Annotated in this window: 25 protein-coding genes and 1 pseudogene; 10 read left to right on the forward strand and 16 right to left on the reverse strand. The window is 69.5% G+C overall.

What is annotated here, in order from left to right:
• Positions 1–192: 192 nt before the first annotated feature.
• Positions 193–1,038, forward strand: coding sequence for a hypothetical protein (locus tag AB0J87_RS58245; RefSeq protein WP_363983723.1), 846 nt, complete (start codon positions 193–195; stop codon positions 1,036–1,038).
• Here the strand turns inward: AB0J87_RS58245 and AB0J87_RS58250 are convergent.
• The 4 genes from AB0J87_RS58250 to AB0J87_RS58265 are packed head-to-tail and all read right to left on the reverse strand — an operon-like array spanning position 1,028 to position 4,793.
• Positions 1,028–2,152: an LLM class flavin-dependent oxidoreductase gene (locus AB0J87_RS58250; RefSeq protein WP_363983725.1), complete on the reverse strand. Its 1,125-nt coding sequence runs from the start codon at positions 2,150–2,152 to the stop codon at positions 1,028–1,030. The two genes, AB0J87_RS58245 and AB0J87_RS58250, sit on opposite strands and share 11 nt — an antisense overlap.
• Positions 2,152–2,979: an ABC transporter ATP-binding protein gene (locus AB0J87_RS58255; RefSeq protein WP_363983727.1), complete on the reverse strand. Its 828-nt coding sequence runs from the start codon at positions 2,977–2,979 to the stop codon at positions 2,152–2,154. The genes AB0J87_RS58250 and AB0J87_RS58255 overlap by 1 nt, the downstream gene beginning before the upstream one ends.
• Positions 2,963–3,997, reverse strand: coding sequence for an ABC transporter substrate-binding protein (locus AB0J87_RS58260; RefSeq protein ID WP_363983729.1), 1,035 nt, complete (start codon positions 3,995–3,997; stop codon positions 2,963–2,965). The genes AB0J87_RS58255 and AB0J87_RS58260 overlap by 17 nt, the downstream gene beginning before the upstream one ends.
• 16 nt (positions 3,998–4,013) lie before the next feature.
• On the reverse strand, positions 4,014–4,793 hold the full coding sequence (locus AB0J87_RS58265) for an ABC transporter permease (RefSeq protein ID WP_363983731.1): 780 nt from the start codon (positions 4,791–4,793) through the stop codon (positions 4,014–4,016).
• 344 nt (positions 4,794–5,137) lie between these two features.
• Here AB0J87_RS58265 and AB0J87_RS58270 point away from each other — a divergent pair, with 344 nt between their 5' ends.
• A complete protein-coding gene (locus tag AB0J87_RS58270; protein WP_363983733.1) occupies positions 5,138–6,427 on the forward strand; it encodes a dicarboxylate/amino acid:cation symporter in 1,290 nt (429 codons plus the stop codon).
• 83 nt (positions 6,428–6,510) lie between these two features.
• On the opposite strand, the gene AB0J87_RS58275 is transcribed toward AB0J87_RS58270, so the two are convergent.
• Positions 6,511–7,416 (reverse strand): TIGR03564 family F420-dependent LLM class oxidoreductase, encoded by a 906-nt coding sequence (locus AB0J87_RS58275; RefSeq protein WP_363983735.1) that lies wholly within the window; start codon positions 7,414–7,416, stop codon positions 6,511–6,513.
• A 90-nt stretch (positions 7,417–7,506) separates the two neighbouring features.
• Here AB0J87_RS58275 and AB0J87_RS58280 point away from each other — a divergent pair, with 90 nt between their 5' ends.
• The 6 genes from AB0J87_RS58280 to AB0J87_RS58305 all read left to right on the forward strand — a co-directional run bounded on the left by AB0J87_RS58280 (position 7,507) and on the right by AB0J87_RS58305 (position 11,964).
• The gene (locus tag AB0J87_RS58280; protein WP_363983737.1) at positions 7,507–8,031 is read left to right on the forward strand and encodes a TetR/AcrR family transcriptional regulator; all 525 of its coding nucleotides are present in this window, start codon (positions 7,507–7,509) and stop codon (positions 8,029–8,031) included.
• 229 nt (positions 8,032–8,260) lie between these two features.
• On the forward strand, positions 8,261–8,737 hold the full coding sequence (locus AB0J87_RS58285; protein ID WP_350737102.1) for a Chromate resistance protein ChrB: 477 nt from the start codon (positions 8,261–8,263) through the stop codon (positions 8,735–8,737).
• The gene (locus AB0J87_RS58290) at positions 8,734–9,165 is read left to right on the forward strand and encodes a chromate resistance protein ChrB domain-containing protein (RefSeq protein WP_363983740.1); all 432 of its coding nucleotides are present in this window, start codon (positions 8,734–8,736) and stop codon (positions 9,163–9,165) included. Before AB0J87_RS58285 ends, AB0J87_RS58290 begins: the two co-directional genes overlap by 4 nt.
• The gene (locus AB0J87_RS58295; protein WP_363983742.1) at positions 9,162–10,343 is read left to right on the forward strand and encodes an MFS transporter; all 1,182 of its coding nucleotides are present in this window, start codon (positions 9,162–9,164) and stop codon (positions 10,341–10,343) included. The genes AB0J87_RS58290 and AB0J87_RS58295 overlap by 4 nt, the downstream gene beginning before the upstream one ends.
• A gap of 167 nt (positions 10,344–10,510) precedes the next feature.
• Positions 10,511–10,822, forward strand: coding sequence for a hypothetical protein (locus AB0J87_RS58300; RefSeq protein WP_363983810.1), 312 nt, complete (start codon positions 10,511–10,513; stop codon positions 10,820–10,822).
• Positions 10,823–10,920: 98 nt separating this feature from the next.
• Complete coding sequence (locus AB0J87_RS58305) at positions 10,921–11,964, forward strand: cupin domain-containing protein (protein ID WP_363983744.1); 1,044 nt, start codon at positions 10,921–10,923, stop codon at positions 11,962–11,964.
• A 13-nt stretch (positions 11,965–11,977) separates the two neighbouring features.
• Here AB0J87_RS58305 and AB0J87_RS58310 read toward each other — a convergent pair whose 3' ends face one another.
• The 8 genes from AB0J87_RS58310 to AB0J87_RS58345 form a co-directional block, all read right to left on the reverse strand.
• The gene (locus AB0J87_RS58310) at positions 11,978–12,235 is read right to left on the reverse strand and encodes a hypothetical protein (RefSeq protein WP_363983746.1); all 258 of its coding nucleotides are present in this window, start codon (positions 12,233–12,235) and stop codon (positions 11,978–11,980) included.
• Between the two features lie 20 nt (positions 12,236–12,255).
• On the reverse strand, positions 12,256–13,449 hold the full coding sequence (locus AB0J87_RS58315) for an Nramp family divalent metal transporter (RefSeq protein WP_363983748.1): 1,194 nt from the start codon (positions 13,447–13,449) through the stop codon (positions 12,256–12,258).
• A gap of 355 nt (positions 13,450–13,804) precedes the next feature.
• Complete coding sequence (locus AB0J87_RS58320; RefSeq protein WP_363983750.1) at positions 13,805–14,377, reverse strand: DUF6506 family protein; 573 nt, start codon at positions 14,375–14,377, stop codon at positions 13,805–13,807.
• Between the two features lie 170 nt (positions 14,378–14,547).
• Positions 14,548–15,636 carry a mandelate racemase/muconate lactonizing enzyme family protein gene (locus AB0J87_RS58325; protein WP_363983752.1) on the reverse strand — a complete coding sequence of 363 codons (1,089 nt, stop codon included), beginning with the start codon at positions 15,634–15,636 and terminating at the stop codon, positions 14,548–14,550.
• A 14-nt stretch (positions 15,637–15,650) separates the two neighbouring features.
• Positions 15,651–16,541, reverse strand: a complete 891-nt coding sequence (locus tag AB0J87_RS58330) for a carbohydrate ABC transporter permease (RefSeq protein ID WP_363983754.1) — start codon at positions 16,539–16,541, stop codon at positions 15,651–15,653.
• Entirely contained in the window at positions 16,538–17,461 is a 924-nt protein-coding gene (locus tag AB0J87_RS58335) for a sugar ABC transporter permease (RefSeq protein WP_363983756.1), read from the reverse strand. The genes AB0J87_RS58330 and AB0J87_RS58335 overlap by 4 nt, the downstream gene beginning before the upstream one ends.
• Positions 17,461–18,813, reverse strand: a complete 1,353-nt coding sequence (locus AB0J87_RS58340; RefSeq protein WP_363983758.1) for an extracellular solute-binding protein — start codon at positions 18,811–18,813, stop codon at positions 17,461–17,463. The genes AB0J87_RS58335 and AB0J87_RS58340 overlap by 1 nt, the downstream gene beginning before the upstream one ends.
• Positions 18,800–20,089, reverse strand: coding sequence for an alpha-L-fucosidase (locus AB0J87_RS58345; RefSeq protein WP_363983760.1), 1,290 nt, complete (start codon positions 20,087–20,089; stop codon positions 18,800–18,802). The genes AB0J87_RS58340 and AB0J87_RS58345 overlap by 14 nt, the downstream gene beginning before the upstream one ends.
• A gap of 133 nt (positions 20,090–20,222) precedes the next feature.
• On the opposite strand from AB0J87_RS58345, the gene AB0J87_RS58350 reads away from it, so the two are divergent.
• Complete coding sequence (locus tag AB0J87_RS58350) at positions 20,223–20,924, forward strand: GntR family transcriptional regulator (protein ID WP_363983762.1); 702 nt, start codon at positions 20,223–20,225, stop codon at positions 20,922–20,924.
• A gap of 179 nt (positions 20,925–21,103) precedes the next feature.
• Positions 21,104–21,538: a GNAT family N-acetyltransferase gene (locus AB0J87_RS58355; protein WP_363983764.1), complete on the forward strand. Its 435-nt coding sequence runs from the start codon at positions 21,104–21,106 to the stop codon at positions 21,536–21,538.
• A gap of 294 nt (positions 21,539–21,832) precedes the next feature.
• Here the strand turns inward: AB0J87_RS58355 and AB0J87_RS58360 are convergent.
• The 3 genes and pseudogenes from AB0J87_RS58360 to AB0J87_RS58370 all read right to left on the reverse strand — a co-directional run.
• Positions 21,833–21,985: pseudogene (locus AB0J87_RS58360) on the reverse strand (ATP-binding cassette domain-containing protein); the annotation flags it as partial.
• Positions 21,986–22,039: 54 nt separating this feature from the next.
• Entirely contained in the window at positions 22,040–22,675 is a 636-nt protein-coding gene (locus tag AB0J87_RS58365) for a response regulator transcription factor (RefSeq protein ID WP_363983812.1), read from the reverse strand.
• Positions 22,676–22,685: 10 nt separating this feature from the next.
• Positions 22,686–23,393 carry a histidine kinase gene (locus AB0J87_RS58370; RefSeq protein ID WP_363983766.1) on the reverse strand — a complete coding sequence of 236 codons (708 nt, stop codon included), beginning with the start codon at positions 23,391–23,393 and terminating at the stop codon, positions 22,686–22,688.

Raw genomic sequence — 23,393 nt, forward strand, 5'->3', positions numbered from 1 at the left:
GCATCTGCCATAAGCCGTCGCACGCTCCTCCGAACCGGTACAGGGATAGCCGCCGCCGCCGCCAGCGGCGGCCTTTCCTTGTTCGCGGCCGAAGCGGCGTCCGCGACCGTCCCGACATCGCAGCGTTTCGTGTTCGAAGGGGCCGGCGGCGATCCCGTTGTGCGGGCCCCGCTTCACCAGCCTTACTGGCCGATGCAGTCCTTCGCCTTCGACCACGTCCACGGGCACATCTACTTCGCGCAGAGCAAGGTCGGGAGCACGAACGGCGACCTCTGGATGGCCAGGACCGACCTGAGCGGCAAGGTGCTGGGCGCCATGGCGCTCCACGGGTTCGACCACGGTTCGTCGATGGCGATCCAGCCGGACACGTCCGGGTCTCCGTATGTGTGGCTCGCGGGCGACTGGAGGAGTTTGTCCCCCGATACGGCACCGAACAGTCACACGATCTGCCGCATCAAGTACAGCGACGGGGGCGTGCTCGACTACGCCAACGGCGCGGGGGTCCGGAACTTCCCGGTCCGCCTCTCCGATTTCCTGGACTGTCCGAGACCGTCGATCGATCCCTACACCAACCGGCTGCTCGTCCGGTACATGGGGACGACGAGCCCGTGGCGCCTCGCGCTGTTCGACCTCGCCGCCGTCCTCGACAACGGCATCGGCGACACCACTCCCGTCCTTGCCATGCGCGCTCTGCCGACCAACGCCCAACTCGGTCTCTCCGGCTCCGACCTCTTCCAGGGCGTGACCTCGTACGGCCAGTACGCGTACCTCTCCTACGGCGGTCCGCCCGCGCAGCCTTCGGACCCGGCCAAGCCGTCCTACCTGGTCCGTCTCGACATGAACAAGACCGGGGGTTCGGTCGAGGAGGTGTACCGGACGAGAGCGGGCGAGTCGCTGCCCGGTCGCGAACCTCAGGGAATGGCGATCTGGCGCTCGTCGGACGGCCAGCGCCTCGCGTTCGGCTTCTCCAGCAAGATCAGTGGCAGTCCTGACCAGTTCCAGGCGACCGTCTTCTACAAGAGCCAGCTCACCGGGTAAGTCGCCCAGGGAGCCGGCGCACGTCCGTGGAGAAGCCAAGCGTCGCTACGCGCGCCAGGCGGGGGAGTACGTGCTCGCCGACCCGGTACGCCTCCTCCAGATGCGGCCAGCCCGACAGCACGAACTCGTCCACCCCGGCGGCGGCGTATTCCCGGAGCAGGGCGGCGACCTCGTCGTACGAGCCGACCAGCGCGGTGCCCGCCCCTTCGCGCACCAGCCCGATCCCGGCCCACAGCCCCGGGTGGATCTCCAGGTCGCGGGTGTCGCCGGTGTGCAGATCCACCATGCGGCGCTGGCCGACGGAGTCGTAGCGGGCGAAGCGGTGCTGGGCGGCGGCGATGCGGGCCGGATCCATGCCCGTCAGCAGCCGGTCGGCCTCGGCCCAGGCGGCGGCGCCGGTGTCGCGGGCGATGACGTGCACGCGGAGGCCGTACCGGAGCTCCCGCCCGGCTGAAGAGGACAGCGAGCGCAGGCGGGCGATGCGCTCGGCGATCGCGTGTGGTGGCTCGCCCCACATCAGCACCACGTCGGCATGCCGGGCCGCGACCTGCTCAGCCGCCGGGGACGCGCCGCCGAAGTACAGCTCGGGAGCCGGGTCGAGGGGCTCGGCCAGCCCGCCGCCCTCGACGCGGTAGTGCTCGCCGTGGTGGTCGAAGGGCACGCCCTCCCAGGAACGGCGCAGCACCTGCAGGAACTCGGCGGTCCTGGCGTAGCGGGCGTCGTGGTCGAGGAAGTCCCCGTACGCGCGCTGCTCCACCGGGTCGCCGCCGGTCACGACGTTGAGCAGCAACCGCCCGCCGGAGACCTCCTGGAAGGCCTGGGCCTGCTGGGCGAGCAGGGTGGGCAGCGCGTAGCCGGTGCGGAAGGCGACCAGCATCTTCAGGCGCTCGGTGTGCTGGGCCAGCGCCGCGCACACGATCCACGGGTCGGGGCAGCCCGCGCCGACCGGGGTGAGCGCGGCCTCGAACCCGGCCTGCTCCGCGGCCCTGGCGACCTGGGTCAGGTAGGCGACGGTGGCGGGGCGGGCCGAGGGACGGAACGTGTCGGTCGTGGTGATGGCCGAGCGGACGTCGTGGCCGTCGCCGGTCGTCGGCAGGAACCAGTGGAAGCGCATCAGGTCACCTCGGGATCGGAGGAGGCGGCCCGCCGTACGGCTGCCGCCACGGTCTCGCGTACGGCGGGGAACTCCGGGTGGGTGTGCGGGTCGAGCGCGTGCGGGAGGTCGGAGGGCTGATCGAGCACGATGCGGCCGGGCCGGCGGCTCATCACCAGCAGGCGGGTGCCGAGGTAGACGGCCTCGTCGACGCTGTGCGTGACGAACAGCACGGTCTTGCCCGTGGCCTGCCAGATGCGCCGGATCTCCTCCTGCAGGCGCTCCCGGGTGAGCGCGTCCAGCGCGGCGAACGGCTCGTCCATGAGCAGGATCGCGGGGTCGGGGGCGAGCGCGCGGGCGATGGCGGCGCGCTGCTGCATGCCACCCGACAGCTCGTACGGCCGCCGCCCGGCCACGTCGTCCAGCCCCACGAGGTCGAGCAGTTCGGCGGCCCGGGACCGCCTGACCGGCGCCGAGACCCCGGCCATCCGCAGCCCGAACTCCACGTTGCGGCGCACGTTCAGCCACGGGAACAGGCGCGGCTGCTGGAACACCACGCCCCGGTCCGGCCCCGGTGCCGTCACCGGTTCGCCTGCCACGGCGATCTGCCCGGCGGTCGGGAACGCGAACCCGGCGACCAGCCGCAGCAGCGTGCTCTTGCCGCAGCCCGACGGCCCGACGATGGTCACGAACTCGCCCGCGCCGATGTCGGCGCCGATGCCGCGCAGCGCCTCGACAGGCTCGGACCTGGACCAGCGGGAGCGTGGGCCGTATGTCAGCGAGACCTCGCTCAGCCGCACCGCGGCCGCGGTGCGCGCCGCGGTGAGCGTCTCATCCTGCGAACGCATCGCGTAGCTCCTCGGTGGCCAGCCCCTTCTGGAAAACGGTCAGTTCGGGTACGGCGGGGAGCTTGTTCTGCGACTTGAGGAACTCGGCGGCGCTGCGCAGGTTCTCGGCGAGCGCGCCGGGCTTCTCGGGCGTGCCCAGGTAGTCGGGGCCGGCCTGCTCCTTGCCGTCGAGCAGGATGAGTTCGTCGATCTGTTCGGCGGCCGCGGCCGGGTCGAGGTTGAGCTGGCGGCCGACGGCCGCGGCGGCTGACGCCTTGTCCGCGCGTACCAGCTTGACCGCCCGGTCCTGCTGCCGCAGCCAGGTCCGCAGGGCCGCCGGGTACGTCGTGGCGAACTGGGTGCGGACCACGGCCAGGTCGGCGGTGAGCTTGCCCTTGGCGGCCAGCTCCTTGCTGGTGACCAGCACCTTGCCGGACTTGCGCAGCTCGCCGAGCACCGGCGTCCAGACGTAGGCGGCGTCGATGTCGCCGCGCGTCCAGGCGGCCTGGATGTCCGGCGGCTCCAGGTCGACGACGGTGACGTCGGACTCGCCAAGCCCGGCCTCCTGCAGGGCGGCCAGCAGGCTGTAGTGGGAGGTCGAGGAGAACGGGGTGGCGATCTTCTTGCCCTTGAGCTCGGCGACCGAGGCGGCCTGGCGGGCCACGAGCGCCTCGTTCTCGCCGATGACGTCGAAGATCCACGGCACCTGGTACGGGATGTTCAGCGGCGCGGACAGGCCGCGGGTGACCGGGCTGCTGCCGGCCAGGCCGATGTCGATGCTGCCGGCGACCATCGCGGTGTTCACGTCGCCGCCGGAGTCGAACTTGATCCAGCTGATCTTCGTGTTCGGCAGCGAGGTCTCCAGCCATCGCTGGTCCTTGACGATCAGGTCGCCGTTCGGAATGAGCTGGTAGCCGATGCGCAGTTCCTTGGGGCTGCCGTCGGCGTTGGGCGCGGCGCTCGTCGTGGCGCCGGTGCCGCTGGAGCACGCGGCCAGGCACAGGGCGAGCACGAGCGCGGGGACGAGGCGGTGTCTCATGGCTGATGCCTTCTTGTCATGCCTTGCCGCGCCAGGGCACGAGCAGGCGCTCAGTGAGTTGCAGGAGAGCGTCGATGAGCAGGCCGGAGGCGCCGATGACGAGCAGCCCGAGCACGACCACGTCGGTCTGGTTGTAGCGCTGCGCGTCGCGGATCATCCCGCCGATGCCCGGCACCCCGTTGACCGTCTCGGCGGCCACGACCGTGGTGTAGGCGACCCCGACGGCCACCCGGATGCCGGTGATCACTTCGGGCAGGGCCGAGGGGAGCACGATCCGGTACGGGAGCTGCCAGCGCCTCGCCCCCAGCGACCGGGCCGCGTGCAGATAGTCCTCGTGCACGCCGCGTACCGCGTCCGCGGTGGCCACCGCCACGGGTGGCAGCGCGGCCACGAACAGCAGCGAGACCTTGGGCGGCTCGTCGATGCCCAGCCAGATGATCAGGAGGCTGAAGTAGGCCAGCGGCGGCAGCGTCCGCACGAACGTGATCAGGGGGTTCAACAGGGCCCGCACGGTCGGCACGAGCCCGACGACCAGGCCGAGCGCGATCCCGCCGGCGATGCCGTAAAGGCTGCCCAGGGCGATGCGGCGCAGGCTGGCCAGCAGGTGCTCCGAGAGCAGGTAGCCGCTGTAGCCGCGCTGCCCGTCGTGCACGGAGGAGGTCAGGAACAGCTGCTCCCACACGGAGCCGGGGGAGGGGACGAACACCTCGGGCCACAGGTGGGCGGCCGAGACCGCCCACCAGATCGCGGCCAGCAGGACCACACCCGCCACCCGGAGCCCGACACCACGGATCACCGGCTCTTCCCCTATTCCCCAAAAGCGACTGGTTTAGTGGGAATTACGGTAGATGATTCCACCTGAGCCGCGCAACCTGCTGTCGACGGGTGCGCGGCGAGCTCGCCGCGGCTCGGCCGGCGTCCGACTCTTAACTCCCTACCGGGAAAGTCTTGATTTGCGAAGTAGATCACTCTTACAGTCGAAATACTGACCCATTCGTACGACTTACTCGCCTAGTGAGGTCTATCGTCCTGTCTGCGTGGCTTGTCTGACCGGCTCCCCCCGTCACTGATCGCGCTCTGACGTAGCGCTCGATCCCACCCCCCCCTTCTCGCACGCCTTCTTTCGGAGCCTTCCTCATCGTGAAGAGATTCTCTTTCTCCCTGCAGTTGCTGCTGGGCCTGGTCCTGGGAGTCGCTCTCGGCTTCGCCGCCCGCATCTGGGACCTTGCCTGGCTGGCCACGACCCTCACCGAAGTCGGAGCAATCTTCGTCCAGCTGCTCAAACTGGCAGTGCCGCCGCTGGTGTTCACCGCCGTTGTGGTCAGCGTCGCCAACCTCCGCAACGTCAACGGCGCGGCCAGGCTGGCGGGCAAGACGCTGTTCTGGTTCCTGGCCACCGCGCTGATCGCCGTCATCGTCGGCATCGGTCTCGGCCTGATCATCAATCCCGGCCAGGGTGTCACCCTGAGCACGGCGGGCGCCAAGGCGCCCGAGCACGTCGGATCCTGGGTCGACTTCCTCACCGGCATCATCCCGACGAACATCGTCACGGCGTTCACCGAGCTCAACGTCCTCCAGATCGTCTTCCTGGGGATCGTCCTCGGCGCGGCGGCCATCGCGATCGGCGAGAAGGCCGAGCCGTTCCTCAACTTCAGCCGCTCGATCCTCGAACTGGTCCAGAAGGCGCTGTGGTGGGTCATCCGCCTGGCCCCCATCGGGACCGCCGGCCTGATCGGCAAGTCGGTCGCCACGTACGGGTGGGATCTGCTCGCGCCGCTGGCCAAGTTCAGCCTCGGCGTCTACGTCGGCTGCTTCATCGTCCTGCTGGCCGTCTACCCGGCGCTGCTCTCGCTGGTCGGCAAGGTCAACCCGATCACGTTCTTCCGCAATGCGTGGCCCGCGATCGAGCTGGCCTTCGTCTCCCGCTCCTCGGTCGGCACGCTGCCGCTGACGCAGAAGGTCACGATCGAGCGTCTGGGAGTCGACCGCGACTACGCCTCCTTCGCCGTGCCGTTCGGTGCGACCACCAAGATGGACGGCTGCGCCTCGATCTACCCGGCGCTGGCGGCGATCTTCGTGGCGCAGGTGTTCGACATCCCGCTGGGGGTCGGCGAATACCTGCTCATCGCGTTCGTCTCCGTGGTCGGCTCGGCCGCGACGGCCGGTCTGACCGGCGCGATCGTCATGCTCACGCTGACCCTGAGCACGCTGGGCCTGCCGCTCGAGGGCGTCGGCCTGCTGCTCGCCATCGACCCGATCCTGGACATGATCCGCACCGCGACCAACGTCGCGGGACAGATCGTGGTGCCGGTCCTCGTCGCCCGCGGCGAGGGCCGGATCGACGAGGCGGTGCTCAACGCTCCGCCACAGCCGCTCGACGAGTCTCCGGTGAGCGCGCCGCGCCCCTCCGGCGAACCGGCGATCGCATGACCTCCTCGCTCGGATGACCAGGCGGAGCGGCCCGCGCAAGGGCCGCCCCGCCTGGCCGTGGTCCAGCACGCCAACCCGAGGCTTTACGTGGGTGCGTCACGGCTGAAGGAGGCGAGGGTGCGCGCCTGCTCCTGCGCGTCGCCGACCGGGCTGACCAGGAAATCCGTTACGCCGGCAGCCGCGAACCTGGCGACCTCTTTCTCAACGGTGCGCTCGTCCCCGGCGATGACCGTTTCGTGCACACCCGACAGACCCTGGCGTTCCAGCATGGCTCGATAGCCCGCGAAGTCGCCGGCGAAGCCCAGGCGCGCGTGGACGTCACGCCGCACGCGGTCGGGGTCATGGGTGATCGCCACCATGGCGCTGGCGACCACGCGTGGTACGGGGCGGCCCGCCGCTCGCGCGGCCTCGGAGATACGGGGCACGATGTGGTCGCCGATGGCCCGGGCACCCGTCCAGACGGTGATCGTCCCGTCCGCCAGCTCTCCGGCGATCCGCAGCATCTCAGGGCCGAGCGCCGCCAGCAGCACGGGCGGGGCGCCGCTGCCGGGCGCGTCGATCTGGCCGGTGACCGACAGCGTCTCACCTCGGTAGTCGACCGCCTCGCCGCGCAGCAGTGGCATCAGCGCGGTGAGGTACTCGCGTACATGCCTGGCCGGGCGCTCGTACGACAGCCCGTACGAGCCTTCGATGATCTCCCGGTGGCTCGGGCCGAGGCCGAGAGTAAAGGCGTTCCTGCTGATCGCCCGTGCCGTGAGCGCCTGTCCGGCCAGCGCCAGCGGGTGCCGGGGGTAGGTCTGAACCACGGCCGTGCCCACCTCGATGCCCGGCGCCTGCCGTCCGGCCAGCGCGGCCACGCTGATCGAGTCCCATGACGTCAACTGGCTGAAGAAAGCGCTGTCGAAGCCGGAGCGCCTGGCCGCACTCACCTTCTCCAGGAGGGTGTCCAGATCCGCGCCACCGCTATGGAGGTAGACGCCCATTCTCATGCCGCACTCCTAACATGAATCGGAAATTCCGGTTCCGGTCCAGTACGGTACAGTATCCGGAATCCGGGATTCACATTAGAGGTGGGCATCATGCGGGCCGACGCGCGGCGCAACCGCGAACGCATCGTGACGACGGCGCTCGACTTGTTCGCCGAGCGGGGGCCCGGCGTCTCGATGGAGGAGATCGCCCAGGCGGCCGGCCTGGGCGTCGGCACCCTGTACCGCCATTTCCCCGACCGCCGCGCCCTGGTCGACGACCTGGCGGCGAGCACGCTGGAGGGCCTGCGGGCGTACATCCGAGCCCAGCTCGACGCACGGGCAGGCACGCACTGGGAGGTGCTGCTCCAGGTGGTGCGCTACTGCACGGGACAACCGCTGGCACTGATCACGTCGCTAGCCGGCTCACCGCCGGTGCCCGCCTCCCGGGCGGGACTCGTGGGCGAGATCGACGTACTGCTGGCGGAGATAGCCGGGCAGGCGCAGAAGGAGGGCTCGATGCGTCGCGACCTCGCTCCCGCACAAGTCGTCGCCCTGCTGAACGTCATGGTCTGCCGCCCCGGCGCCCACTTCGACGACCCGCTCACCACGGTCATGCTCGACGGCCTCCGGGCCTGAGAAGGCCCTCATCCTGCGCATCCATTTTCCTGTAGGGGATTCGAGCGCGGCGTGGCGTCATGGACCGGCTCGCGGCGGCTGTAAGCATCGTGCGAGTCTCCCCGGTTCGCTCAGCGCTGCTTTCGGCTGCCGGACAGTAGCGGTCAGGGTTCGTATCTCTGACGACCATGCCTGGACTCATGAGCGCAACCATGGTTACGGTAACTGTGGTTGCAGCAAGGGAGGCCGGATGGCGGAGACGGTGGGGCAGTGGGTGCTGCTGGCGTACCGCATCCCGCGCCAGCCCTCGACGTTGCGGATCACGATCTGGCGCAAGCTGGACCGGCTCGGCGTGGCGCGGCTGGGCGACGGGCTTGTGGCGCTGCCCGCCGACGCCCGTACGCGCGAGCACCTGGAGTGGCTCGCCGAGGAGATCGGCGAGCTGGGCGGCAGCTCGACCATCTGGCTGGCCGCGCCGGGCAACGCGGCGCAGGAGAAGGCCATCGCCGTGGACATGCGCCGGGCGCGGACGGCCGAATATCGCGAGGTGATCGCACACGCCGAGGCCGCCGCGCACGCGCGGCCCGGAGAGCGCAGCCGGGCGGTCAAGCGGTTGCAGGCCGAGCTGCGCAGGATCGGCCGCCGCGACTACTTCCCGCCCGCCGAGCGCGAGACCGCGCAGCGGGCCGTGCGCGCTCTGGCCCGAGAGATGGAGAGCGCCGGATGAGGTGGGCCACGCGTGCCGGGGTGCACATCGACCGGGCGGCGTGTGCCTGGCTGATCCGCCGCCGTCTCGATGCGGAGGCGGAGTTCGTGTTCGTCGATGATCCGGCCGAGGTCCCCGCCGATGCCACGCCGTTCGACATGCGCGGCGTGGAGTTGTCGCACCACGGCGGCGACTGCAGCTTCGAGACGATCCTGCGCCGGTACGACCTCGACGATCCGGTGCTGTGGAAGCTGGCCGAGATCGTGCATGAGGCCGATGTCGACGATGAGCGCTATGACGCGCCCGAGGCCGCCGGTCTGGACGTGATCCTCCGCGGGCTGTCGACGACCTGCGACGATCGGCGGGTTCTCGAGCTCACGGGCCCGCTCTTCGAGGGGCTGTACGAGTTCTACCGGCGCTCGATGCTGCTGGAACGCGAGCCGGCATGATCCGGAATGTCGTCGGCATCCTGCTTGCCGCCCAGGCGCTACGCGGCCTGGGGTACGGCGTCGCCGCGGTCCAGCTCGGTGTGATCCTGCGAGCCGACGGGCTGTCGCCGGCCGAGGTCGGGCTGATGCTGGCGGCGATCCTGGTCGGCACGTTCGCCTCCAGCCTCGTCCTGGCGCGCTGGGGTGATCGTGTCGGCCGCCGCCGGGCGTACGCGGCTCTGTACGGCGCGCTGGCCTGTTGCGGGATCGTCATCGCGGTCGGGGCGCCCATATGGCTGCTGGCCGTGGTGGCCATGACGGGCGCACTGTCGGTCGAGGTGATCGAATCCGGGCCGTTCACCACGCTGGAGCAGGTCATGCTGGCCAGCACGGGGCGCCCGCAACGCGAGGTCGTCCGCGGGTTCGGGCTCTACAACGCGGTCGCGGCGGTCGCCGGGACGCTGGGTGCGCTCCTCGGCGCGCTTCCGGCGGACCGGCGGCTGCTCGGCGGTGTGCTGATCATGGCAGGGGCCGTCGGCGCGGTGCTGGCGGCGCGGCTGCCCGCGAGCGTCGAGGCGCCGGTGACGCTGCCCGGTCTGCCGCGTCCGCGGTTGCTCGCTCGTTCCCGTGGGCCGGTGGCCCGGCTGGCCGCGCTGTTCGCGGTGGACAGCCTGGCCGGTGGGTTCGTGGTGCAGGCGTATCTCGGGTACTGGCTCAGCGTCAGCTACGGCGCCACCACGCAGACGATCGGGATCACCTTCGCCGCGCTCGGTGTGTTGCAGACCGCGTCCCTGCTGGCCGCGCCGGTGGTGGCGGGGCGCATCGGATTGCTGCGCACGATGGTGTTCACGCACCTGCCGGCCAACCTGCTGCTGGCAGCGGTCCCGTTCGCGCCTGTCCTGCCTGTCGCGGTCGCACTGCTGCTGGCTCGTGCCTGCCTGTCGCAGATGGACGTGCCCACCCGGCAGGCGTACGTGATGGCGCTCGTCCCGGCGGAGGAGCGGACCGCGGCGGCGGGTGTCACCAACACCGCCCGCTACCTCACCCGGCCCGTCGGCCCGGCACTTGCCGGCCTGCTGTTCCCGCTCGGGTTGGCGTTGCCCTTCCTGATCGCCGGAGTCGCCAAGACCGGCTACGACCTGACCTTATGGCGGATCTTCCGATCCGTCCGCCTGCCCGCCGATCAGCCTTCTCCTTGATGAGGTCGCCACGACCTGATCCCGTTTCGGCAGGCGTCATGCAGCGCACACTCGTCGAGGAGAAGCGCTGGATCGGTCGGCAGCGCTCTTCAACCACGCCTTGAACTACCGCATGCTGCTGCCCGGACCGGAGGCGCGGCAACTGGCCATTTACCACCCGAGGTGGGCTGGTGGCGGGCACCCTCTTCGTGCTGCCCGGCATGCCGGCGCTGCTGGTCCTGTCGGCCGGCTACATCCTGTGGCAGGACACCACGGTGGTGGCCGCGCTGTTCGCCGGAATCGCCCCTGCGGTGCCGGCCGTCGTCGCGGTGGCCGCCTTTGTCGTGCCGGCGCTGTGCTGCCGGCGTGAACGCAGAGCCATGCCTTTCGGCCAGTTGCACAACGTGGTCGAACGGGCGACACGCTGCACCACAATCCGCTGCAGCGGACACATCATGCTTAACCTTGGAAAACGGGAGCGGGCGAAGGCCAACTCATAGACCACCGGCGTGGACGCGCCACGCGACCCGGGGCGACATTTTCGCGGTGGCACGCATTCGACCTTGAGCGTGCGGGTTGCGGCAACGAAGGGAAAGCCATGACGAACGCATCGCCGCACATCACCTCCTTGGCGACCGTGTCACCCGCATTCGAGAACGAGCTCGGCTCGGTCACCATGGTCGACGCCACCGTGCTGCCGATCCTCAACCGGCTCTCGCTCAAGCGCGTCGTCCTCGAACCCGGCGCGATCCGCGAGCCGCAGTGGAATGTCAACGCCAACCAGCTCGGCTACTGCCTTTCCGGCACGGTCCTGGTGTCGATCCTCGGCAACGCCGACGCCTTCTCCTCGTTCATCGTCAGCGCCGGTCAGATGTATCACGTCGAGTCCGGCGCCGTTTACCACATCGAGAACATCGGTGCCGAGCGCGCCGAGTTCCTCCTGGCACTGCGCAACGAGCGCCCGCAGCATTTCTCGCTGCACGACAGCTTCAACGCGATGACCGACGCGGTGCTCGGCAACACCTATGACCTGCCCTCATCGGCGTTCAGCGCCTTCGAGCGGTCTCCGGCCCAGCAGATCGTCCGCCGTACCGGTGCCGCCGACGTCCCGTCCACGGCCGGGCTGCCCAATGCTCACCTGTTCGACGCCGAGGGCCAGCACGCGCCGCTGTCCTACGCCTACGGTGACGCCCGCCTGGCCCGTAAGCAGTATTGGGCCGCCCTGGAGGACATCTCCATGTACTCCCTGCGCATCAGGGAGAGCGGGATGCGCGAACCGCACTGGCATCCGGTGACCGCCGAGATGGGATACGTCGAGAAAGGTCACGCGCGCATGCGCGTCCTGGACCCCGACAACACCCTCGACGAGTATCTGCTCGGCCCCGGCGACCTGTACTTCGTGCCGCGAGCCTTCCCGCACCATATCGAGGTCATCGGCGACGAGGACATCCACTTCCTCATCTTCTTCGATCAGCCCATGCCCGGCGACATCGGCTATCGGGCCACCGCGTCGGCGTTCTCCCGCGAAGTCCTCGCCGCGAGTTTCGGCATTCCCGAGCGTGAGCTTCCTCAATTCCCCTTCACGCCGATAGACCCGCTCATCGTCGCCCGGGCCAACCCCAGCGATCCTGTTCGGCAATGACGGCCGGCGGCTCTCATCGCCAGTCTCGTTTCGGCGGCATGAAGAAAAGGGAACGGACCAGCTCCATCCCTCCTATGATCGCCACGGCGAGCAGAATCGCGGCACACGTGAGCAGCAGCGTGAGGGTGAGCCATACGGTCGCACCGAAAATCGCACAGCCGACGGCCAGTCCGGCGAAGACGAAGAACTTGACCCGAATTCTGGCCAGGGAAATCGGAATGACTGTCTCGGGCGGGGTGCGGTCCTCGTCGGGCCCGGTGTGGTCGTGCATCGAAAGACCCCGTTCACAGGTCAGAACAGCAGGAGAACCGGCAGCGAACAGCCGAGAAGAGCGACGATCGCCGCGGCGGTGCCTGCGATCCAGGTCGTGTGCGGGGCATTGACGAGCGGACCCATCAGCGACCGATCGCGGCAGAAACGGACGAGCAGGAACAGCACCACGGGCACGCCGAGGGAGATGACCACCTGGCTGAGAATCAGCAGGTCGGTCAGCGGCGCGCCGGAGAACAGCGCGAGGACGGCCGGCGTCATGGTCACGATCCGGCGCACGTGCACGGGCACCCGCCGGCCCAGGAAGCCCTGCATCACGATGTCGCCTGCGAGCGTTCCGATCCCGGAGGAGGAGATCCCGGACGACAGGAGCGCGATGGCGAAGGCGAGGGCGGCGGCTCCGCCTATCCGGGCGCTCAGTTCCGCATGGGCGGCCGGCAGGTCGCCGGCCCACGCGCCGCCGGTCTCGGCGCCGAGCCCGGCGCCGAGGGCGATCATCGACACATTGATGACCGTGGCGACGCCCAGGGCCAGTGAGCAGTCCAGGCGCAGGATCCCTCGGACGAGGTCCGGCTGCGAGCGGGCGGCAGCGGTCGTCATGCCGCGTCCCTGCACCAGCGCCGAGTGCAGGTAGACCGCGTGGGGCATGACCGTGGCGCCGACGATGCCCATGGCCAGGAGCAGCGCTCCCTCACCTCCGAGGCTCGGGATCAGCCCGGTGGCGAGTCCGCTCGCGGACTGGTTTCCCGTGACGATGATGTCGTACCCGATGCCTGCGCCGACGAACAGGAGAGCCGCGGCGCTCATGAGTTCGAACGGGCGGGTGCGGTCCTTTCGACGCAGTTCGAGCAGCGCGAGCGACACCGCCGCCGTCGCCACCGCCGACACCCCCACCGGCATGCCGAACAGGAGCTGCATCCCGATCGCCGCGCCGACGAACTCCGCGAGGTCGGTCGCGAGCACGACGACCTCGACCTGCAACCACAGCATGAGGCTGCCCGTCCGGGTGAACCGCTGCCGGCACAACTGCGGCAGGTTCTTCCCGGTCGCCATGCCGAGTTTCGCCGCCTGGAACTGCACGAGGATCGCGACGAGGCTGGCCGCCACGACGACCCATACCAGGGTGTAGCCCAGCGTCGCGCCCGCGGTGAGGTTGGTGGCCACATTCCCGGGGTCGACGTACGCGATCGCCGCGACGAAGGCCGGCCCCAGCATTTCCGGCCTCGTAGCGGCGGTGGCGGTGCGGAGTCTGCCGGACCACCTACTCGAATTCGTCGGCTTGAGGCGAGCAATCACCGAGCTTCCCTAATGATGATGTATTCGGCATTTTTCCGTGTCGCCAGAATTGGCATGCCGAGTCAGGGATACCCGCACAAAGAGGGTCGTGAAACGCGATCATTTCACGAAAGGGATCGGATCGATATCGTGGGAGTGCTAAATTGCCATCAATCCATTCGAAGAGCTCTATCTTCAGGTTTCCCTGCAAATCGAGGCGATCTGGGTATGTGGCACGGGGGCCTCAACCGGAACACCCGCCGGCCCCATACTCGGCGGTGCCAGGCACCCTCCTCTAACGCCGGTACGCGCTGACGCCGACCGGCACCTGGCCGTCCACGGCGCGGATGACCGGCTCGGCACCCTCGGGCCCGGACCCGCCGTACAGCTCGATCAGCTGCAGCTCGCCGGCCATCTTCCCGGCCACCTCGCCGGCGACGGTCTCGTCGGGCACCGCCACAAAGGTCGTCCTGCTGCCGTCGGCCTTCTCGTGCACCACCACGTCGACCGCTGGATCGGCTCCTTCGTGCACGATGATGAACGCCTCGGACAGCGTCTCCCCGGCCTCGAAACGGGTCTTGTACGAGGCCACGCCGGTCAGCGACTCGAACCCGTAGTAGATGGCCCCCACGGGGACCTTCCCACCGGCCGCCCGGCCGGCCGCGGCGTGCCAGACCGCGCCGAACCCGCCGCAGATCTCGACCTGGGTCGCCCCTTCGCCGACCAGCCGGGACACGAGCTCGGTCATCTGCCCCGGCTCGCCGACGGCCCGCACCCGCGTGCGCCCGCCCTCGTTCTGGATCGTCATGACGTCGGTCCACGGGTCGGCGCCGGTCTCCTCATAAATGATCACTCTGTCTTCGCTCATGTCCACGAGTCTGCTACCTCAACCAAACTTGAGGTCAACTCGGCGGACCCACCCTGAACCGGCCTCGGCGCTGGGTGCCGGCGGCGCTGTGCGGGGCGACCGGGGCAGCGGGTGGGCGGTCCCGCTGCCCCGGTCCGTCGCCACCCGTGTCATCGGCCCCCTCGTCCCGCTCAGGCGACGCGGTGGTCGTCGAGGGCATCGGGATCCCAGTCGATCCCGATGCCGGGCATGTCGGGCGGTGTCACATGGCCCTCCTCGATCACCAGAGAGCTGCGGGTGATCGCCTGCAACTGCGGGATGTGCTCGACGTACATCCCGTTCGGCACGGCGGCGGCCAGGCTGACGTGCAGTTCCATGAGGAAGTGCGGGCTCACCGCGACGTTGAACGCCTCGGCGGCGTGGGCGACCTTCAGCCATGGGGTGATCCCGCCGATGCGGGCCACGTCGACCTGCACGATGCCGACCGCGCCCGCGGCCAGGTAGTCGCCGAACCGCTGGACGGAGTAGAGGGATTCGCCGACCGCCACCGGCACCGAGGTGGAGGCGGCCAGTCTTCGGTGCCCGTGCAGGTCGTCGGCCGGCAGCGGCTCCTCGAACCAGGCGATGCCGAGCGGCTCGTAGGTCCGGGCGCGTCGGATCGCCTCCGCGGAGGTGAACGCCTGATTGGCGTCGACCATGACCTCGAAGCCCGGTCCCACCGCCTCGCGGACGGCCGCGAGCCGCTCGGCGTCCTCGGCGAGCGACGGCCTGCCCACCTTGATCTTCACCCCGCACAGCCCGGCCGTGGCCGCTCGCTTCGCGCCGTCCACCAGTTCCTCGACGGGCAGGTGCAGCCAGCCGCCCTCGGTGTCGTAGACGGGCAGCCGCTCGTGCGCGCCGCCTGCCATCTGCCACAGCGACTCACCGGTACGCCGGCCGCGAAGGTCCCAGAGCGCGGTGTCGACGGCGGCGAACGCCAGCGAGGTGATGGCCCCGACGGTGGTCGCGCGGGTCTGGTCGAGCATGTGCCGCCACAGCGCCTCCACCGGCCGGGCGTCCCGGCCCAGAAGCGCCGGGACCAGGTGGTCGGTGATGAGCGACATGACGGCCCGCCCGCCGGTCCCGATCGTGTACGAGTACCCGGTACCGGACAGCCCGTCGGAGGTGTGCACGGTGACCAGCACCGTCTCCTGCTTGACGAAGGACTGCATCGCGTCGACGCGGACGGCCGCCGGTTGCAGGTCGACCAACTGGACGTCGATTCGTTCGATTCGGGTCATGTCATATGCCTTCTTCACTTGAGCGCACCCAGGGTGATGCCGCTCGTGACGTAACGCTGGAAGATCAGGAAGAGGATGACGATCGGGAACGTCGCGATGACGAGGCCGGCGAAGAAGGCCCCCTGGTCGCTGACGAACTGGCCCTGGAAGGAGAGCAGGCCGACCGACAGCGTGCGGTTCTGCGGGCGGGTCAGCAGGACGACGCCGAACTGGACCTCGCTCCACACGAAGATGAGCCCGAGCAGCGTGACCGAGACGAAACCGCCCTTGCTGACCGGCAGGACCACGCGGAGCAGCGCGGCCAGCTCCCCGTAGCCGTCGATCTTGGCCGCTTCGAGCAGCTCCCGCGGTACGGCGGCGAACACCGACCGCATGATGAGGGCGATGGTGGGCGTCATGAACGCCGCGTAGACCAGCGAGATGCCCGGCACGCTGTTGAGCATCTGATACCTGCCCAGCAGCTCGAACGTCGGGATCAGCGCGACGACCAGCGGGACGCTCAAGGCGAGGACCATGACGCGGCTGACCGCGTTCGACAGGCCCCTGGTCGCGCGGGCCAGGCCGTAGCCGGCCAGGCTGCCGCAGGTCACGCCGATGGCCAGGCTGCAGAGTGCCACCAGCACGCTGTTGATGATGTACGTCGACAGCGGCGCGCCACCGACCACGCCCCGCCAGGCGTCGGCGTAGTTCGACAGCACCCACTCGCCGCCCAGCCCCAGCGGGTGGGCGTAGATGTCGCTGGTCGGGTGCAGCGACAGCAGCAGCATCGACACGAACGGCACGACCGTGATCGCCGTCCAGACCAGCAGGAGCGTGTAGCCGACGTACCAGAGCGGGCCGTGCCGCCAGGCAGATCGTCGCCGTACGGCCGGCCGTGCCCCGCTCGGGGTCCGCGGCGCCGTCATCGCGCGTCCAGGGTCTGCTGGCGGAAGATCCGCATGACCATGATCCCGATGACGGCGACGATCAGGGTCGTGATGACCGCGGTGGCCGAGCCGTAGCCGTAGTCCTGGTCGACGAAGGACTGCTTGTAGACCAGCACCGGGAGGATGCTCGTGGAGTTGCCCGGGCCGCCCCGGGTCATCGCGTAGATGACGCCGAACGCGTTGAACGAGAACACCGAGGTCAACGTCGTGATCGTGCCCAGCATCGGCACGATGTTCGGCAGGGTGATCCGGAACAGCCGTCCGGCCGCTCCGACGCCGTCGATCGTGGCCGCCTCGTGCACCTCCTGGGGGATGGCCTCCATCGCGCCCAGCAGGATCAGCATCGCGTACCCGGTCTGCGTCCACACCGCGACGAAGATCGCCGCGTACAGCGCCGTCGAGGACGACGCCAGCCAGGCGTGCCCGTCTCCGAGCCCGATCAGGCCGAGCAGGGAGTTCACCACACCGGTCGTGGGCTGGAACGCGTTCGACCAGAAGATGCCCGCGATGCTGACCGGGATGATCACCGGCAGGAACCAGACGACCTTGAAGATCCGGGCGCCGGGGACCTTCCGGCTGATCGCGTTGGCCAGCAGACAGCCCAAGGTCACCGTGAACACCACGGTCCCGATGAAGAACTGCAGGCTGGTCCCGATGGACTGCCAGACCAGCGAATCGTGCAGCAGCCGCCGGTAGTTGTCCAGGCCGTGGTAGACGACCGCGCCGACGCCGTCCCAGGAACCGAGGCTGATGCGCACGGATCCGGCGATCGGGTAGGCGACGAGCGCGAGCAGCAGCACCAGGGCCGGGGCCATCACCGCGATCGGGAAGATCCGTGCCCTCCGGCGAGGCGGCCGCGCCGTGGCGGCCGCCGCCAGAACGACTTTGTCGGCGGTCATCAGTCGGACGCCCCCGACACCTTGCCGGACTGCAGGTCCTCCAGCGCCGACTGGTACTGCTGCGCCGCCTGCTGCGGGGTCAGCTTGTCCGCCACGAGCTTCTGCAGCACCGGCACCGAGAACGCCTGCCCGAGGGTGGAGGGCACGGTGGAGTCCCAGATGTTGACCAATCCGACGGACTGCGACAGCTCGAACTGCTGCTGCACCAGGTCACCGAGGTTCGACAGGCTCGATGCGGGGATCGAGGTGAACACCGGGAGCGACCCGGTGGCGGCGATGACGCTGACCTGGTACTTGTCGGTCATGAAGAACTGGAGGAACTTCTTGGCCAGCTCCGGGTTCGCCGCCTTGGCCGGGACCACCAGGGTGTCACCGTTGAAGGCGTTGAACGGCGTCTTCCGGCCCGGGGTGAGCGGGGGCAGCAGGAACCAGCCCATCTCGAACGACGGCTTGGCCTCCTTCAGGCTCGCGTAGGTGTAGTTGCCGCCCTGCAGCATCGCGAGTTTTCCGCTGGTGAACAGTCCCTGGGCCTGGTCGGTGTCCATGCCGAGCATCCCGTTCTGGTAGATGCCCTTCTTCTGCCAGTCCTGGATCGTCTGGAGCACCCTCACGAAGCCGGGGTCGGTGTACTTGACGTTCGTGGGGGATCCGGGCTTGAAGTTGGTGAGCATGGCGGCGTAGTCGTCGGCCGACACCGCGGTGGGCAGCAGCGCGTCCAGCGTGTGCCCCAGGTCGTACGGGCTCGAACCGCCCACGCCGAAACCCTCGTAGCCGGCGGCTTTGACCTTGCCCACCATGGACTCGAAGTCGGCGACGGAGGCGATCTGGTGGTCGGCCGGCTCGGGGATGCCGGCCTTCGCGAAGGCCGCCTTGTTGTAGTAGACGGGGTTGATCAGCAGTTGCTCGTAGAGGACGCCGTAGTGGCGCCCGTCGGTCGTGTAGTAGTCGACCTGGCTCTTGGAGTACTTGTCCGCCAGGCCCGCGGCCTTCCAGACGTCGTCCAGCGGGGTCAGCTGCTTGTTCTTCAGCAGCGCGGACCAGACGCCCGTGCTGCGCTGCAGGTAGCCGATGTCCGGGGTGCCGGTCGAGCTGAGCAGGGCCACGTTGGGGCCGCGGGAGCTGCCGGAGTCGACGCCCTCGAAGGTGACCACCGTGCCCGGGTTGGCCTTCTCGAAGTCCTTGCCGACCTGCTGCATGGCGCTCGCCAGCGGTCCGGTGGGGATCTGGATCCGGAGCGACTTGCCGTCGCCGCCGCCCGGTCCGGTGCCGGTGCCGCACGCGACGCCGACGGCCGCGAGCAGGACGCCCGCGAGGACCGGCCTGACTGCCCTGAGAGTTCTAGAGAGTGGCACGGGACCCGTCCTTCCAGGGGGCTGACAGCTCTATGGCGATGACATCGATGAGCGCGCCGGTCGGTGGTGGCACGGTGATGAACAGCTCACCGAGCGGCTCGTCGTCCGCGCCGTTCGCCTTGTGCACCTCCTCGTTGACGCTGTACGGCAGCTGTTGCTCGGTGCCGAGCAGGCGGACGCCGACGACCGAGCCGATGGGAACGTTCCGGACGATGAGCACCTCCTGCGGCTGCAGCAGCAGGTGGAGGTAGACGTTGTTGCCGCGCTGCGTGGCCGGGCCGTGGAAGTCGAGGCGTTCCGGCGCGGGCGCGGCCCCGACGATGCTCTCGCCGTGGCTGGCGAGCCAGCCGCCGAGCTGCTTGAGCGTGGCGACCTCGGTCGGCACCAGCGACCCGTCACCCCGCGGCCCGATGTTGAGCAGGAGGTTTCCGCCCCGGGAGACGACCTCGCTCAGGTAGGAGGCGAGCAGTCGCGGGCTCTTGTAGTCGAGGTCGTCGGGCCGGTACGCCCAGCTCTCGCTCATGGTGAGACACAGCTCCCACGGTCCGCCCGGTGGCCGGCGCGGCATGCCCTGTTCGGGGGTCGCGTAGTCGCCCTGGCCCGGCAGCCGGTCATTGATGATCACGTCCGGCTGCAGGGACTTGATCAGCTCGCGCAGCTCGGCGGCGTGCCACTCCTCCGCGGTGCGTTCCCACTCCCCGTCGAACCACAGCAGGTCGATGGTCCCGTACTCGGTGAGCAGTTCGGTGAGCTGCCCCTTGACGTAGTCGAGATAGCGGGCCCACTGCTCAGGCGCGGGCCGCCGGTAGCGTTCGTGCGGGTAGGGACGATCGGCGTCGGTGAACGCCGGGTAGTCGGGATGGTTCCAGTCGAGCAGCGAGTAGTAGACGCCGACGCGCAGGCCCTCGGCGCGCAACGCGTCGAAGAACTCCCGGGTGATGTCACGTCCGTACGGCGACGCCGCGACGGAGAACTCCGACTGCCTCGTGTGGTACATCGAGTACCCGGCGTGATGGCGGACGGTGAAGACCACGTAGCGGGCACCCGAGTCGCGGGCGAGCCGCGCCACGTCTCGCGGGTCCCAGCGCCGCGGGTCGAACGTGGCCGCGCTCGACTGGTACTGCGTGATCGTGATGTCGGCTTCGGGTTCTGTCCGGCCCGGAAGGATCGAATGGCCGACCAGGGGCCAGCCGATCTCCACGCCTTGTTGACTCGCATGGTCCCAGTGCACGAACAGGCCGAAACCCGCGTCACCGAACCAGCCGGGAATGGTCACGAGCTCATCCTTCTGCGTTGGGCGAGCTTGCCCAGATCGGATACGATACGATTTGCATGAGGATGCAGGGCGGTTCGGGCATGTGTCAACCACGACGGCGAAGATGTCCGTGGTGGCCTCAGAGGGAGGGACGATGAGTGACTCCGCGCCGGTGGCAGGCGCATCCAGCGGCCCGGGTTCCGACGAGCGGGCCAAGGTCAGTGTCCGCGAATCGGTCTTCCAGGCGCTCAAGGCCCGGCTCATGGATCACGACCTGGAGCCCGGGACGAAGCTGTCGATCGACGGGCTTTCCCGCGAACTCGACGTGTCGCAGACACCGGTCCGCGAAGCGCTCGCGCGCTGCGAGTCGGAGGGGCTCGTCGTCCGCCGGCCGAACGCCGGCTATCTGGTGGCTCCGCTGCTCGACCGGGCCGCCCTCGACGACCTCTACGACGTTCGCCTGCTCCTCGAACCGTCCGCTGCCGCGCGTGCCGCACGGCACGCCACGGCCGCCGAGGTGGCCGCCATGCGGGAGGCGCTGGAGCAGATGATGTCGCCGCTGCTCGGCGACACGTACGAGGCGTACCGTGGCTTCGCGGAACTGGACGCCCTGTTTCACAACGCGATCGCCGAGGCCAGCCGCAGCCCGCTCATCGCCGACACGCTGCGCAGGTTCCGCGCGCACACCCATGGTTACCGCCTCTACTTCCGCCACGGGATCGCCACCCACGCCGCCGATGAGCACCGCGCGGTGCTCGACGCCATCTGCCGCAAGGATCCCGAGGCGGCGGCGAGCGCCATGACCGCGCACCTCGAGGCGTCGCGGTCACGGCTGACGAGCGCCTACGAAGCCTGACCCTGCCAGGTCCGCGGAGAGTGGGGCGTCGCGGGCCAGGGGCAGCGCAAAATGCCTGATCAGAGGCTGCTATCCTCGCCCGCATGCCCGAACTGATCACACCCACACGTCGACTCCAGTCCTCATGGCTCGCGGCGCGTGACGAGTGGCCTCCAGGTGCCCATCAGGACGGGACCGGCTTGCGCCTCGCACCTGAAGCCGAGCTGGACAGCCCCGAGGTCTTCTCGGCGTGGGTCAAGGAACTGCGGCAGCAGTCGGACAGGTCGGTCACCCTGGGAGACGGGAGCGTCCACGCCACCTACTGGTGGATCGTCGAGGGCGACGACTATCTGGGAGCCATCGATCTGCGGCACTACCTGAACGCCGTCCTCCTCGATATCGGCGGGCACATCGGCTACAGCGTCCGGCCCTCTGCCCGAAGGCGCGGCCTGGCCACGTGGGCCCTCGGGGCGGTTCTGCCCGAGGCGCGGGCGTTCGGTATGGATCAGGTCCTGGTCACCTGTGACGACGACAATGTCGGATCGGCGCGCAGCATCGAGCGCAACGGTGGCGTCCTGGAGGATGTCCGCACCACGGAGGTGGGCGTCAAGCGCCGCTACTGGATCACTCTGTAGGCAGTGGTTCGGGGCCGCGGGGAGGGGCTGATGAGCGATCTGGACCGCGACGCCGACGTGCCGGCGGGCATGGGTGAGGTGTGGACGCCCGAGCTTCACAGATCGGTGATGGGCCGGGTCCGGGCCGAGGACGCGCACCGTTCACGAGTACGTCCTCGGTATCCACAAGACGCCTGCGACGTATCGGTCGGGACGGCGGACGGAGTTGCGCAACGATCGGGAGGTCATGGAGGCCACCGATCTCTGGGTGGAGGGGACCGACTCGGAGCTGGCCGTAGGCATCCTCGGCACGGGGTCGAGGCCGAGCAGGATGCGCAGCGTGGAGGACTTCCCCGCCCCGTTCGGGCCGAGGAACCCGGTCACCCGCCCGGGCGCGACGGCGAAGGAGACGTCGCTGATGGCGACTTGGGCGCCATGACGTTTGGTGAGGCCGACAACTTCGATCATGGCCTGCAGCGTTCCAGCCGGGGCCGGACGGCCGCATCGGCCAAAGGTTGACAGCTACCGCAGGCCGTCCACGAAGCCGGACTCGTAGGCCAGGATGACGAGCTGGGTGCGGTCGCGCACGCCGAGCTTGAGGAAGAGCCTGCTCAGGTACGTCTTGACGGTGGCCCGGCTGAGGAACAGAGCGGCGGCGATCTCCTCGTTGGACATCCCCTGGACGACGGCGGCCACGACGTCGCGCTCGCGCTCGGTCAGCCCGGCCAGGCGGGCCGCGTCCGGGCGGGGGCGGGCGTAGCCGGCGATCAGCCGCCCGGTCACCTCGGGGGCGAGCATCGCGTTGCCGTGGTGAACGGTGTGGACCGCCCTGAGGATCTCGTCGGTGCCGGCGTTCTTCAGCAGGAAGCCGCCGGCGCCGGCGCGCAGGGCCTCGAAGACGTACTCGTCCAGGTCGAACGTCGTCAGGATGACGACCTTGACCTCCGGGCGGGCTGCGCAGATGGCCCGGGTCGCCTCCAGGCCGTCCATGACCGGCATCCGGATGTCCATCAGCACCACGTGGGGGCGCAGCCGTGCGGCGGCCGCGACCGCCTCCCGGCCGTCACGCGCCTCGCCCGCCGCCGTCAGCGCGGGGCCGGAGTCGACGAGCTCCACGAGCGAAGCCCGCAGCAGATCCTGGTCCTCGGCGACCAGCATCCTGATCGGCTCAGTCACGCGCCACCTCCGGCATCGGGATCACGGCGCGCAGCTCGAACCCGGCCCCCTGCCGGTGTCCCGCGGTGAAGGCGCCGCCGAGCAGCTCGACCCGCTCCCGCAGCCCGACCAGCCCGAACCCGGGCTCACCCCGTCCGGCGAACGCGCCGCCGCCGCCGTCGTCGACGACCGCGACGCGTAACTCGCCGTCCACGCCGCTCACCGTGACCGTGCAGCGCGCGCCCGGGGCGTGACGGGCGACGTTCGTCAGCCCCTCCTGGACGATCCGGTACGCCGCCAGCCCGGCTCCCGCCGGAACCCCCTCGGCATCCGTCACCGTCAACGTCACCGGAACGCCGCCCTCCCGCATCCGGTCCGCCAGCGCGGCCAGATCGCCGATCCCCGGCGGTGGACGGCGTTCGGCGGGCTCGTCGCTCTCACGGACGGCGCCGAGGGTCGTCCGCAGTTCCTCCATCGCCTGCTTGCTCACCTGCTCGATCTGGCCGAGCCTGACGCGCATGCGCCCCATGTCGTCCGCGCGGGCCGCGACCCCGGCGGTGACGGCGATCGTGCCGAGCGAGTGGGAGACGACGTCATGAACCCAGGCGGCGCGGCCACCACTGTCGATCGGCAGCCAGAACACCAGGACGCACAGTGCCACAGCCGCCAGGTCCCAGCCGGTGGAGCCGGACCGGTCGGGATCGAACCAGTGCTGAGCCAT

Origin of the sequence: Nonomuraea sp. NPDC049625, assembly GCF_040675285.1 — a bacterium.
GTDB classification, from domain to species: domain Bacteria; phylum Actinomycetota; class Actinomycetes; order Streptosporangiales; family Streptosporangiaceae; genus Nonomuraea; species Nonomuraea angiospora_A.